We start from the raw sequence: 12429 nt of genomic DNA on the forward strand, positions 1-12429 counted from the left end.
CAGGGCGAAATGTCGCCTCGCCATGTCGGCCGCCTCCGCCGTCGAATGTCGCGCATCGTCCGATGTCGCTCGCGGCGCCCCTGTGCGGGTGCCGGTGGGCGGGGCGTGCAGGGTTCACTTCTGGGCCGTGAGCGGCGGAGGGGGAGTGGCGCTGTCTGCGCGGTCCTCGTCGGGAGGGCTCGTGTCGTCAGGAGGCGGTGTCGGTGCGCGCGACGCGCACACGATCGCCAGGAGCAATGGCATCCAGTACTGAGGCTGGTTCAGGAAAGCCGCCGTGAAAGCGAACACCAGGATGCCGAACGTGATCGCGGCCGCCCACGGGTCGGCGCGGCGGCGGAGGGCAGCGATGACGACCCCGAACACGACGGTCAGGCTCAGCAGCGCCAGCCATGCGACATAGAGGATCCCGCCCTGGTACCAACCGCGCAGGAGGTAGTTGTGTACGACCGTGACCCCGTCGAACGTGCCGGCGTTGCGAGGATCGAGTCCGACGCCGACGAAGGGGCTGCTGTTGATCCAGTCCCACGCCCACGCGTAGGTGAGCTCGCGGACCTCCAGTGACGCCGCGCCGCCTCCGCTGGACTGCCCGGTGACGACTTCGACGCGGGTGAAGACCGAATCCAGAAGGTTCTGCTCCACATTGGCGAGGGCGAGCGCCCCGCCGACGAGGGCGAGGACCAGGACGCCGGTCACCGCCGTCCCGATGACCTTCCGCGCGGCGAGCAGGCCGACGGCGAGGCCGGCAGCCAAGGCGAGCATGGCGCTGAGGCTTCCGGTGCCGACCAACGCAGCGCCGTTCACGAGGATCACACCGGCGAGGACCAGGCGAGTGAAGTCCGCTGAGCGGCGCCACACCCCGAGGCAGACGAGGATGGCGATCGCGGCCATCAGGCCCAACGTGTTCGGATGCTCGGCCAGGCCCGTCGCGCGGCCGAACACGAGCCCCTCGCCGACGCTGACGCCCACGAGCTGGAGGACGCCCGCAGCGGCCGAGACCGTCTGGCCCACGAGGAACCACGTGAGGATGTGGCGGAGGGCCTGGGGGCGGTCCCTGACGAGTCTCGTCAGGACGCACACCATCGTCACGATCATGACCGTGGCGGAGACGCCGACCGCCACGGAGGCGCTGATCGAGCTGTTGGTCCCCGACATGACGGCGGCGAGCGGGATCAGACACACGGCCGCGATCCAGACTCCGGGGTGCGGCGGGCGAGCTACGTATCCCAGGGCGGCGAGGACGAGTCCGATCGCACCGAGGACGAGGGTCTGCCGCAGGACGTCCGTCCCGAACACCGTCCGGGAGGCGGGGATGCAGAGGGCGAGCACGCTCCAGAAAACGGTCAGCGGAGCACCTAGCCAGGCGTTCGGTGCCTGCCGCACGCGATTCGATCGAGCGCCCACGTCAGCTGCTCGAGGCTTCCGTGAATCCAGCGACCTCGTAGGCGGCGTTCTGGCGCCCCCGACGGAGCTTTCGGACCAGGCCGCGCGGGCCGTACAGTGCCGCCACCCAGGCGAGATGGTAGGCGCGGGCCACGGGGTTCGGTGAGCACCGTGAGCGGATCCGGTGGACGAGCTGACGAAGGACCCGGCGGTCCTCGGCCGAAAGATACGCGCGGTGCTTGGCCATGTAGAGCTCCGTGCCGCGGGCACGCGCCTCGTTCACGGCGGTCAGCTGACCGCTGCGGTGTTTGCGCTGGCGCAGCAGGCGTTCGGGAACGGCGGTGTAGGTCGAGCCCGCCCGAAGGAAGCGGGCGAAGAAGTCGGTGTCGTTGCGCACGGGCATCTCGGGGTCGAATCCGTCGACGGCCCAGAACGCCTGCCGCCGGACGAGGAAGTTGCTGCCCGTGATGCCGGGGTTCACCGAGATCACCTGGTCGGCGCGCAGACCGTCGACGATCGAATGCCCGTTCTTCTCGTGCCGATCGCTGAACTCCACGATCCAGGTGACGGCCAGGTCGGCACCCGAGCGGGGGAGGGCTGCGCGAGAGCGCTCGACGAACTCGACCTCCCAGACGTCGTCGTCGTCGAGGAATCCGATGAGATCGCCCGTCGTGAGCTTGGCGCCGTGGTTACGGGAGCCGGACGCCCCCGGGCGCCCCGCGGGGCGCTCGACGTAGCGAACGGGTATGGCGGCATCGGAGGCGATCGCGGTGCACACCTCGGCCGCGGCCGGGTCGGGGACGTCGCTCACGATCACGATCTCGCTCACGGGAGAGGTCTGCGCGAGAACGGAGCGGATGGCGTCGCCCAGGTACTCCGCGCGCTGATGCGTCGGGATGACCACCGAGACGGTAGCGCCGGTGTCGGGCATAGGGGGCCTCTCACTCGCGGGTGCGGAAAAGCTTCCGTCGACGGAACCGGTCATCGCTGCGACCGCGCTCTGCTCACCGCAGCCGACGCGGCGGAGATGTTGTCGACTGCCGAATCGATCGTCAGCCCCGCCGCGTTCATTTTGACATGCGAAGCGATACGTTCCCGCATCCGAGGGTCCGAATGTACGACGGACAACGTCCGCGTCCACGCGGCCGCATCGCCCACCGGGAGGACGCAGAGCTTCCGGAGCTCAGGGTCCGTGAAGAGCATCTCGGCGCATCCGAAGCGGTCCGAGACGATCGTCGGGATGCCGAGCATCGCGGCCTCCACCGCACTGCGGCCGAAGGCTTCCCGCGTGGAGGTTCCCACGTAGGCGATCGCGTCGGACCACAATTCCGCGCGTGGCGCCCAGCCGGCGATTCGGACGTTCGCCGGCGCGTCGTTCGCGAGCGCGTCCCGCAGCGGACCGGTGCCGTACATCGCTCCCCGGGCCTGGGGGAGCGCTCGCAAGGCATCCAGGAAGAGAGACGGGTTCTTGTCGTGGCCGTAGCGTGCGGCCCACACGAACGTCCCCGGCTCCGGGGACCGGGGAAGTGCGGATGGCGGTTGCAACCCCGGCGCGACGATCCGGCCGACGATCGAGCCGACGTCCCGCGCCAGCAGCGGGGTCGTGGCCCAGACCTCACGGGCACGGCCGAGCGCGAGACGTTCGAGTCCACGCCAGACGGCCGTTTTCGCCCTCGAGGATTCACCGCGAGCGGGCCAGGGGAGTCCACGCAGGTACGCGATCCAGGGAAGCGAGGTCAGGCTCAACGCCATGTCGCTCTGCGGGATCATCGAGATGATCACGTCCGCTTCACGCACCTGCGGCAAGGACTTCAGTCGCCCCGCGAGATCGCGGACACCGCCGAGGCCGCGCGGCTCGAGGGTGAGCTCGGTCACCCCGTCGGCATCCGTGGGGCTTCCGGATGCCTCGCCGGCGACACCGATCACCGCTGTCCAAGGGAGCCCGCGCGCGCGAGCGGCTGTCACCGCCTCGACCGTGGAGTTGTACACGCCGCTGCGGGCGACGAGCGGGGCGGCGACGAAGCAGACGCGGCCGCTCATGCCGTGGTGTCCACGACGCGAGTGAGGAAGGCCCGCATGCGGGCGGCCACCTCGCTGTCGGTCTCGAGACCCGCGGTGGCGGCAGCCGCCCGGGCCAGACGCGCGCGCAGGTCGGGCTCCTCGGCAAGACGCCGGAGGCAGGATGCCAGCGAGTCGACGTCGCGCGCCCGGAACGTCAGCCCGTTCTCACCGTCCGTCACCCACTCCACCGGTCCTCCTTCGTCGGCGACCACGGTCGGCTTGCCCGCGGCGAGGTACTGCAGGACGTTCTGCCCGAGCGGCTCTGGGCGGATGGAGCACTGCACGCACACGTCGAGACCGTCGATCGCTCCGGCGACGTCATCGACGTGACCGGCGAACACCACCCGGTCCGCGACCCCGGACTCGGTCGCCAGAGCCTGCAGTTGCTCCAGATACTCCTCGGTCCCGAAGGCCGTCGCGCCGTAGAAGACGAGCCGTGTCGGTGCGGTCGGGAACGCCTGGGCGAAGGCGCGCAGCAGGAGCTCCTGACCCTTCCACGGGTCGATGCGAGCGACGAGACCGATCGATTCCACGGTGTCTCGAACGACGGGGTCCGCGCGACGGGCGATGCCCGACGGACTCGCGATCACGGCCGTCTGACATCGCGGTCCGACGTGAGGGGCGACCGTGGCGAGCGAGGCGTGCGAATTCGCGACCACGCCGGCGGCCCGCGGGAGGACGAATCGGCGCAACAACGCCGTGGCCAGGCCCCCGATCGCCTCGGGCTCGACGAGGTCGCGGATGTGGACGACGACCGGCGTGCGGGTGAGAACTCCGGCCGCGGCCACGTACACGCTCGACCGCGAGGTGTTCGCGATGAGGACGTCGGCGCGGCGGATCGCGGGCGACGTCAGGACCGAAGCGAGCGAACGCACCATGCCCCAGGCCAGCCGCAGGGCACCGAGCGCAGCCGGACCGCTCGCCGCCCGCGCGCGGTGCACCGGGCCACGTCGCTCGACGGCAACGGTGGGCGGCAGATCGGCGTACGCGTCGGTCGTCGGGGAGGGAGGGCACACCAGGGTGGGCCGCCAGTCCACATCGGCCAGGAGCAGGCGGCGCAGGGCCAGCTCCGCGCCGCCGCGCTCGGACGTATGGTCGACGAAGACGGGCCGGAGTGTCATCGGTTCGGCGACGTCTCGTCGAGCGACGTATGACGTTGGATCTCCTCACGAAGGCGCCGCGCGAAGCTCTCCTCGCTGAAGGTCTCCGCGTGCGCCCTCAGGCGTTCCGGATCCCACTCGATCGCTTCGTGCGCGCGGACGGCATCGACGATGGCACCACGATCGGGTTGATCGAAGTAGACACCCGTCTCCCCTTCGAGGATGGTGTCGAGGAACCCGCCCCAGCGCAGCACGATCGCGGACTTGCCGAAGGTCGCGGCCTCGATGGGGGTGAGTCCGAAGTCTTCGAAGCTCGCCGAGACGAGCGCCCTGCTGCGTGAGTACAACCACCGGATCTGGTCGTCGCTGATGTTCTTCACCATGCGCACGTTGTCGGGCGCCATCTCGGCCAGACGGCGTTCCTCCGGGCCTGATCCGACCACGACGAGCGGCTTCCCGAGCTCGCGGAAGGCGTCGATGACCTTGTCGACGTTCTTGTACGGCAGGAGTCTCGAGATGCAGAGGTAGAAGCCCTCATCCACGAAATCGTCCAGGACCACCGGTTCCTTCGGAGCCTCGGGGTCGACGGAGTGGGGGGCGGGGAGCACTTCCGCCTCGATGCCGTAGGTGTCGCGGATCCGCTCCTGAACGACGGTGGAGATCGCGAAGTAGGTCGTCGCCGTCTTCGACTTCGCGCGATCCCATCGGCGCATCCACGGGCGTAGGGCCAGCAGAGCGGCCCGCCGCAGACCACGGTCCTGGCCGAGGTAGGTGTCGGTCTGGTACAGCCACCGGGCGGGTGAGTAGCAGTACACGATCTTCGCGCCGGCGGTCGCGAAGCCATGGGACCACCCACTCGAGCTGGCGATGGTGCACTCAGCGGGCACCTTCACCGACTGAGCGGCGAACGGAAGAAACGGGAGCGCCAGACGATGGTTGCGGCGAAGCGCGCCCACTCGATTCAGCCAGGAGGTGTGGATCTCGACATCGGAGAATTCCGGATACGTCGTCGCCTGCTCGTACAGCGTCGTGTACAGCGGCGCGTCGGGAAATGCTCGATGGAGCGCGAGAACGACCTTCTCGGCCCCTCCTCGTTGGGTTACGTAGTCGTGAGCGATGGCCAAGGGGATGGTTGCTGTCACCCGTCGATAGTATGTCGGTCAGGGCTTGCGCACAGGCGCAACAAAGGGAGAGAGCTGACGTGACTTCGAAGTCTGCACTGATCACCGGGATCACCGGACAGGACGGCGGTCACCTCACTCGCCTCCTGCTCGACGAGGGCTACACCGTCTTCGGAATCGTCCGGGGTCAGAGCAACCCGAAGCGCGCCGCGTTCTCGCAGGAGTTCCCCGAGGTGACGCTCATCGAGGCCGACCTGCTCGACGCGTCCTCGGTCATCCGCGCGGTCGACCTCGCCGACCCGGACGAGTTCTACAACCTGGCGGCGATCAGCCACGTGGGCTACTCGTTCCGCAACCCGGTGCTCACTCTCGACACCACGGGCAAGGGAGTCCTGCACTGCCTCGAGGCGATTCGCATCACGGGCCGCGCGGAGACGACCCGCTTCTACCAGGCGTCCACATCCGAGATGTACGGCGGTCTGGACTACAACCGTCCCGGCCTCGGCTACGACGAGGATTCGCTGTTCCACCCGCGCAGCCCCTACGGGGTCGCGAAGCTCTACGCTCACTGGATCACTCGGAACTATCGCGAGAGCTACGGAATCTTCGCGTCCTGCGGCATCCTGTTCAACCATGAAGGAGAGCGGCGGGGCGTCGAGTTCGTCACTCGCAAGATCTCCGACGCGGTCGCCCGCATCTCCCTCGGTCTCGCCGACGATGTCCAACTCGGCGACCTGTGGCCCAAGCGCGACTGGGGCTACGCCGGCGACTACGTCCGCGGGATGTGGCAGATGCTCCAGCACTCGGAGCCCGATGACTTCGTGCTGGCCACGGGGGAGACCCACTCGATCGAAGAATTCCTCGACCGGGCGTTCGCCGAGGTCGGAATCGATGACTGGCACCCCTACGTCGTGCGCAACGAGTCCTTCACCCGGCCGGCCGAGGTCGACATCCTCCTCGGCAACCCGGCGAAAGCCGAGCGAGTGCTGGGGTGGCGCCGCGAAGTCGACTTCGAAGGCCTCGTGCGGCGCATGGTCACCCACGACGTCGAGCTCCTCCGCGGCCAGTCAGTCCGTTCCTGATGCCCGCTCTGACGGGGCGCCACGTTCTGGTCACCGGTGTCACGGGTTTCGTCGGCCGTATCCTCGCGGCGCAGCTGATCGAGCGCGGCGCGAAGGTGACGGGCGTGGCCACGCAGGTGGAGAGCGTCCCGGGCGTGGATGTGCGCGCGCACGACCTCGCCTCCCTGCCCATCGATCCCGACGGCATCGATGACGTCATCCATCTGGCAGGCCTCGCAGCCGTCGGGCCGTCCTTCGACGACCCTCAGCGCTACCTGAGCGCGAACAGCGCCATGATGACGAACGTCGCGGAGCCGCTCTTGCGCAGCGGGCGCGAGTGCCGCGTCGTCGTCGTCAGCTCGGGCGCCGTCTACGGCGCCGGAGACGGGATGCCTCTGACGGAGGACTCCCCGATGGTCTTCGGCTCTCCGTATGCCGTCTCGAAGGTCCTCGTTGAGAATCAAGCGGCGTATTACCGCAGCCGGGGCCTTTCCACCGTCGTCGCACGACCGTTCAACCACATCGGTCCGGGCCAGCGCACGGGGTTCATCGTCCCCGACCTCGCGCTGCGCCTGCGCGAGCTCCCGGCCGGCGCGGTACTCCGGGCCGGCAACCTGGACGCCCGACGCGACTACACCGACGTCCGGGACGTCGCGGCCGCGTACGTTCGTCTCCTCGAAGCGGACGAGCCCGCCCACGCGGTCTACAACGTGGCGAGCGGCGTCTCACGCAGCGGATGGGACGTGCTCGATCACCTGATCGTGGCGCTGGGGGTGAACCGGCCCGAGGTCGAAACCGCGGTGTCCCGCGCATTCGACCCCTCGGTCGTGGTCGGCGACGCAGGGCGGCTCCGTGAGGAGACCGGCTGGGCGCCGACCGTGTCGTTCGAGAAGTCGATCGCGGACTACGTCGCCTCTCGCTGACGCGCCCCCTGGGTCACCGTGAGGCGAGGCGCGCGGCTGTGGTGAGGAATGCCGCCACCCGCTCGGCGGCGGGAAGCAACTCGGCGAAGGAACGACGGTAGACTTCGTCGCTCTGCCGGTAGGGATCGATGATGTCGAACATCTGCGGGTCGGCCGGGGGTGGCACTGTTCCGCGCAGCGACGCAGCCAGGGCGACCGCGGCCCGCATCCCTTCCTCGGGCGTGGTCGCGCCGGAATTCGCGAGCGCTTCCGGCAGCTGTGCTTCGATGCCGTCGGCGACGCGCGCCAACTCACGCAGAGTGAAACTGCGACGCATGGCGGCGGGCACCGTTTCGACAATCGCCCGGCGATGATCACGCGCCATCGCCAGGACGAGATCGGCGCCGCGGATGAGAGCGCTGTCGATCTGACGAGCCACGTGGTGCGACGCGTCGATGTCCTCTTCGGCCGCGATGCGGCGAGCGGGTTCCGGTACCCCCGCACCCACCAGGGCCGCCACTCCCGCGCTCTCGACACTGACTTCGGCGATCGGGGAGAGGGCGTCCGCCAAAGCCATCTCGGCGATGGGCGAGCGGCAGACGTTCCCCGTGCAGACGGACAGAATCGTGAAGGTCACTTCGACGAGCCCTCCTGTCCATCCTTTCGGCGATCCGAGCGGAGCGCCGGCTTCGACTCGGTCTGGGTGTTCGCATAGGAGTATGCGCCGTAGCCGTAGCTGTCCGGGCCCTTCGACGGAAGCATCGTCACGATCACTCCGAACAGTCGGCTTCCGATGGCGTCGAGTTTCTCGACCGCCGCCGTCAGTTGCGGCTTCTTCGTCGTTCCCGAAGCAGCGACCATCAACGCACCACTGGTGAAGCGCGAGACAACGGCGGCGTCGGTCACGAGGAGGAGGGGCGGAGCGTCGACCAGGACGTAATCGAAGGCACTCGCGAGAGCCTCCAGCGTGCGCTGCATGGACTGGCTTCCCAGCAGCTCCGAGGGGTTGGGAGGCGTGCGGCCGGAGGGGAGCACGAAGAGCTTTCCGGTTCCCCACTGCTGCAAGACATCGACCAACTCGGCCTGGCCGATGAGCACGTCGGTCAGGCCCACGCCGCCCTCGATGCCCATGTAATCGGCAATGCGCGGAAGGCGCAGATCACCGTCGACGAGCGCGACCCGGGCACCCGTCTCCGCCAGCGCGATGGCCAGATTGACGATCGTGGTCGACTTGCCCTCGCCTGGCCCGGCACTGGAGACGACGAAGGAACGGGAATCCCCGTCGACGTCGATGAACTGCAGGTTGGTGCGAAGGCTGCGGAACGACTCCGCACGGGGATTGCGGGGATCGGCATGCACGATGAGCGGACGCTTCTTGGCCTCGGGGTCCAGCGCGATACCGCCGAGGACGGGAGCGTCGGTCGTGGCTTCGATGTCGTGCAGCGAGTGGATGCGGGTGTCCAGCACGGACCTCAGGACGGCGATACCCAGGCCGAGCGCGAGACCGATCACGACGCCGACGATGACGTTCAGCGGGATGTGGGGAGAAGCGGGTGAGGTCGGAACCAGCGCTGGGGCGATGGTCTCGACGCGGACGAGGCTCGGGGCCTCGCCGTCGGGCTTCTCCAGCCGGTTCACGACCACATCGGCGAAATTCGAACCGACGGAATTGGCGATGGCGGCCGCCTGATCCGCAGTGGTGTTCGACACCTTGATCGAGATGATGACCGAGTTGGTGGGCGACGAGGCGTCGATGGTTCGCGCGAGTTCCTGCGCGGAGACGTCGAGGTCGAGGTCGTTGATGACGCGGTCGAGGACCAGCGCGCTGTCCACGACGTCGACGAAGCTCACCACGGCCTGACGGGCGAAGCTCGTACCCTGGACGAGCTCGCTGACCCCGGAGCTGTCCGATCGGACCGAGACGTACAGCTGTGTACTCGCCTCGTACGTCGGTGTTTGCAACAGCGACCATCCGTACGCGCCGGCACCGCCGAGGATGGTGAGAGAAAGCACCAGAATCCAGTTGCGATGAAGGATCCGAAGGTAGTCGCGCAGTTCCAAGCTTCTTCCATTCGCAGATAAAATCGATTGAACAAGTTATGCGCGATAGCGCCAGCACCTCAGGTAATCTTCGCGAGATGCTTGCGCCGCGAACGGCGCCCCTTCCCCAACCTTACGTCAAACAGAGAATCACCTCATCGCGCCCCCGGGAGACTGAATGAACAACCTCGAGGTGCTGTTCCGGCATCCGGATCGCTCCGAGGACGAAGCCGGCGGCACCGTGCGCGTCGATGAGCTCCAAGCTCTCGTGGGCCCGGCCGTGGTGCAGAAGCCTGCCCGAGCCCGAGCTGCGCACACAGAGCTCTCAGCGGTCGTGGGGGAACGGCAGCACACGTCCCGTCCCGCGTCGGTCGACCTCGCCGACCTCACCGGGGAACGGTCGACGTCGGCTGCTGCGGAACGGGGAGCCGATCTCGCGACCCTGGTGGGCTCGCCCACGACCCGAACGCGCGTCGACGCCGGCTGGATGGCGCCGGAGGACGCGCAGGTGGGAAGACGTCCGCTGTTCGGCGGTCGGCGTAAGGCCGGCGCGGTGAACATCCTGAGCGTGGTCGCCGCCACGATCGCCGTTCTGGCTCTCGTGGGGACGGCCTCGTTCGCCGTCTTCCAGCGTGCGACCGCCAATCCTGCCGACGACGCGATGGTGAGCCTGCGCGAACGCGAAGCCGAGCTGCAGAACGACCTGCAAGCGTTGCAGACCGCCGACGATCTCTACTCGACGTCCGTCGCCGACGCGCAGAGTCGTGCCGAGTCGGCCGGAGGTGTTCTGTCGGGCCTGACCGGTCGCGTCGCGGCGGAGGCCGTGGGCGCCGCCGAGTCTGCGCGAACGACCCTCCTCGCCACGCTGGCGGAGACGGCTGAGATCCCCGTTCCCCAGTACAACCGCGCTCCCCTCGACGAGGAGTCGTTCGAGGATGTGGGCAGTGCCATCGACGACGTCCGCGAGGCGCGGGACGAGGTGCCGCCACTCATGGCGAGCGTGCGCGCCGCCCGCGCGACCGTCGTGTCCGCCGTCGCAGCTTTCGACCTGCAACTGCGCAACCTGGGTGCTGCCATCGAGACCGGGGCAGCGCAGGAGGTCGTGCGCAACACGGCGGCACCGGACGACCTGCGCGCCGCCGTGACGGACGCGGCCGCACGCGTACGAGCCGCCCAGTCGACCGGATCGGACGGACTGTCGGAGATGCCGGGCTACGCCACCGCCGTGGACGCGCTCCGCGCGGAGAACGAGCGCGTGCTCGCACTGCGCCGCGCCGAGGCGGAGGAGCGTGCGCCGGTCCGCGTCCCCGCGCCCGTGACGCCACCTTCTTCGGGTGGCACGGGAAGTCCGCCGTCCGACGGTCAGACGGGCGGAGACACCGGTGGTCAGACCGGCGGTGACACCGGTGGCGGCACGGGTGGCGAGACCGGCGGCGGGACCGGCACAGAGCCCGGCGGCGGCACGGGTGGGGGGACCGGGGAACAGCCCGGTGACGGCACGGGTGGCGACACCGGTGGCGACACCGGTGGCGGTGTGCCGGGCGGCGGTACGCCCACACCCTGAGCTCGGCCCTCAACGAGCGCCCGAGGCGCCGGTCTCGTGGTCGGTGTCGGCCTTCGGTGCCCGGTGTCTCGGCCTCGAGAGCCCCTCTCGCACCCTGGTTCTGTGTCGGGAGGGTGAATGGAGGGGTGACGCAGAGAGTCCGGCCGTGGACCTGGTTGCAGGATGGGCCGGGTGACTCCGCACCCGTACCGTCCCTCGTGGGCCAGGACGGTCGCCGGTGTGGGATCCGTCCGGATTCTGGTGGGCGCGACGGTGATCGGGGAGACACCACGAGTCGCGATCGCCGAGGGTGAGGTTGCTCTCCTCATCAGTACGTCAGCGTTGCCGACGGCCCGGCCCGAGCGTCGCCGCTGCGCGGCCTTTCTGGTCTCGGAATCGGGGCGGACGCATACGCTGCCTCCCGGGCGCTTCCTCATGGTCGTCGCCTTCCCCGCCGCGGCGCTGGAGGGCGTGGGGCTGCCCCGCGGGGCTCGTCTGCCTGTCGACGGGGCGTCCGCCCTCTTCTGGCCGTTTTTCGCCTTCGCCTGGACTGTCGCCATGGAGACCGCTCCTCAGACCGGCCTATCGATGTACTTCACCGAGAGGCTGCTGCAAGAGATGCTGACGGGTGTCATCGTCGCATCCATACGCGTGCAGGACGGCTTGCCCGGGCACCAGCCCTACGTGGCCGCGATGTCCATGATCACCGCGCAGGCGGGAGACCCGATGCTGACTCCGTCGTCCATCGCCGAAGAGCTGAACCTCTCCCTGCGCACCCTCCAGCGGCATTTCTCCGCGCAGAACACGACGATCGAGGCGCGCATCCGATCGGTGCGGGTGGAGCAAGCGGTACGGCTTTTGGAAGACCGGGTCTACGACTCGCTCAGTGTCGAGCGGATCGCTCAGGCGTGCGGCTTCTCCAATGGGTCGAGTCTGGCGCGGGCGTTCGCATCCGAGGGCCGGTTGTCGCCGACAGTCGTCCGCGAGTCGTCACGCTATCGAACCGTCGCGGTCGGGGAGCGAGAACGCCGGCAGCCCGGATCCTCGTCGCTCGCCGCCACGGCAGGGTGAGGTGAACGCTCCCGACGAGCGGATGTGGCCGGGTCGTTGCTTCCTCGGCCCGATCACTCGGTCAGGTACCGACGGAGTCCTTCTGCGCCGGAGGGTGCGGACACGTCGTGGGTGTCGCCGAGGTCGAGGACGCTGTTTCGGGGGCGGGGG

11 protein-coding genes are annotated in these 12429 nt (G+C 68.9%); 4 read left to right on the forward strand and 7 right to left on the reverse strand.

Annotated elements, in window-relative coordinates; translation table 11 throughout:
- Positions 1-114 precede the first annotated feature (114 nt).
- The 5 genes from D8Y23_RS08175 to D8Y23_RS08195 are packed head-to-tail and all read right to left on the reverse strand — an operon-like array spanning position 115 to position 5683.
- Positions 115-1401, reverse strand: a complete 1287-nt coding sequence (locus tag D8Y23_RS08175; protein ID WP_128217661.1) for an O-antigen ligase family protein — start codon at positions 1399-1401, stop codon at positions 115-117.
- 1 nt (position 1402) lies between these two features.
- Positions 1403-2311 carry a glycosyltransferase family 2 protein gene (locus tag D8Y23_RS08180; protein ID WP_164878174.1) on the reverse strand — a complete coding sequence of 303 codons (909 nt, stop codon included), beginning with the start codon at positions 2309-2311 and terminating at the stop codon, positions 1403-1405.
- 50 nt (positions 2312-2361) lie between these two features.
- Positions 2362-3420 carry a glycosyltransferase gene (locus D8Y23_RS08185; protein WP_128217663.1) on the reverse strand — a complete coding sequence of 353 codons (1059 nt, stop codon included), beginning with the start codon at positions 3418-3420 and terminating at the stop codon, positions 2362-2364.
- A complete protein-coding gene (locus tag D8Y23_RS08190; RefSeq protein ID WP_128217664.1) occupies positions 3417-4562 on the reverse strand; it encodes a glycosyltransferase family 4 protein in 1146 nt (381 codons plus the stop codon). Before D8Y23_RS08190 ends, D8Y23_RS08185 begins: the two co-directional genes overlap by 4 nt.
- Positions 4559-5683 carry a glycosyltransferase gene (locus D8Y23_RS08195; protein ID WP_128217665.1) on the reverse strand — a complete coding sequence of 375 codons (1125 nt, stop codon included), beginning with the start codon at positions 5681-5683 and terminating at the stop codon, positions 4559-4561. The genes D8Y23_RS08190 and D8Y23_RS08195 overlap by 4 nt, the downstream gene beginning before the upstream one ends.
- Positions 5684-5742: 59 nt before the next feature.
- Between D8Y23_RS08195 and D8Y23_RS08200 the strand changes: the two genes are divergently transcribed.
- Together D8Y23_RS08200 and D8Y23_RS08205 are read left to right on the forward strand one after the other, a co-directional pair.
- Positions 5743-6744 carry a GDP-mannose 4,6-dehydratase gene (locus D8Y23_RS08200; RefSeq protein WP_342672111.1) on the forward strand — a complete coding sequence of 334 codons (1002 nt, stop codon included), beginning with the start codon at positions 5743-5745 and terminating at the stop codon, positions 6742-6744.
- Positions 6744-7646, forward strand: coding sequence for an NAD-dependent epimerase/dehydratase family protein (locus D8Y23_RS08205; protein WP_128217667.1), 903 nt, complete (start codon positions 6744-6746; stop codon positions 7644-7646). Before D8Y23_RS08200 ends, D8Y23_RS08205 begins: the two co-directional genes overlap by 1 nt.
- Positions 7647-7659: 13 nt before the next feature.
- Here D8Y23_RS08205 and D8Y23_RS16765 read toward each other — a convergent pair whose 3' ends face one another.
- Together D8Y23_RS16765 and D8Y23_RS08215 are read right to left on the reverse strand one after the other, a co-directional pair.
- Positions 7660-8262: a low molecular weight phosphatase family protein gene (locus D8Y23_RS16765; RefSeq protein WP_164878175.1), complete on the reverse strand. Its 603-nt coding sequence runs from the start codon at positions 8260-8262 to the stop codon at positions 7660-7662.
- On the reverse strand, positions 8259-9686 hold the full coding sequence (locus D8Y23_RS08215; RefSeq protein WP_128217669.1) for a polysaccharide biosynthesis tyrosine autokinase: 1428 nt from the start codon (positions 9684-9686) through the stop codon (positions 8259-8261). The genes D8Y23_RS16765 and D8Y23_RS08215 overlap by 4 nt, the downstream gene beginning before the upstream one ends.
- Before the next feature lie 157 nt (positions 9687-9843).
- Between D8Y23_RS08215 and D8Y23_RS16960 the strand changes: the two genes are divergently transcribed.
- Both D8Y23_RS16960 and D8Y23_RS08225 read left to right on the forward strand, forming a co-directional pair.
- Positions 9844-11229, forward strand: coding sequence for a hypothetical protein (locus D8Y23_RS16960; protein ID WP_205796950.1), 1386 nt, complete (start codon positions 9844-9846; stop codon positions 11227-11229).
- 171 nt (positions 11230-11400) lie between these two features.
- Positions 11401-12279: an AraC family transcriptional regulator gene (locus D8Y23_RS08225; RefSeq protein WP_164878176.1), complete on the forward strand. Its 879-nt coding sequence runs from the start codon at positions 11401-11403 to the stop codon at positions 12277-12279.
- Positions 12280-12429: the final 150 nt, after the last annotated feature.

Origin of the sequence: Microbacterium enclense (genome assembly GCF_004022425.1) — a bacterium.
GTDB classification, from domain to species: Bacteria; Actinomycetota; Actinomycetes; order Actinomycetales; family Microbacteriaceae; genus Microbacterium; species Microbacterium enclense_A.

Excerpts from the sequence above, each read along its gene's own strand:
- D8Y23_RS16960 (WP_205796950.1), top strand. The coding sequence starts at position 9,844 with ATGAACAACCTCGAGGTGCTGTTCCGGCATCCGGATCGCTCCGAGGAC.
- D8Y23_RS08190 (WP_128217664.1), bottom strand. The coding sequence starts at position 4,562 with ATGACACTCCGGCCCGTCTTCGTCGACCATACGTCCGAGCGCGGCGGC.
- D8Y23_RS08205 (WP_128217667.1), top strand. The coding sequence starts at position 6,744 with ATGCCCGCTCTGACGGGGCGCCACGTTCTGGTCACCGGTGTCACGGGT.
- D8Y23_RS08185 (WP_128217663.1), bottom strand. The coding sequence starts at position 3,420 with ATGAGCGGCCGCGTCTGCTTCGTCGCCGCCCCGCTCGTCGCCCGCAGC.
- D8Y23_RS08180 (WP_164878174.1), bottom strand. The coding sequence starts at position 2,311 with ATGCCCGACACCGGCGCTACCGTCTCGGTGGTCATCCCGACGCATCAG.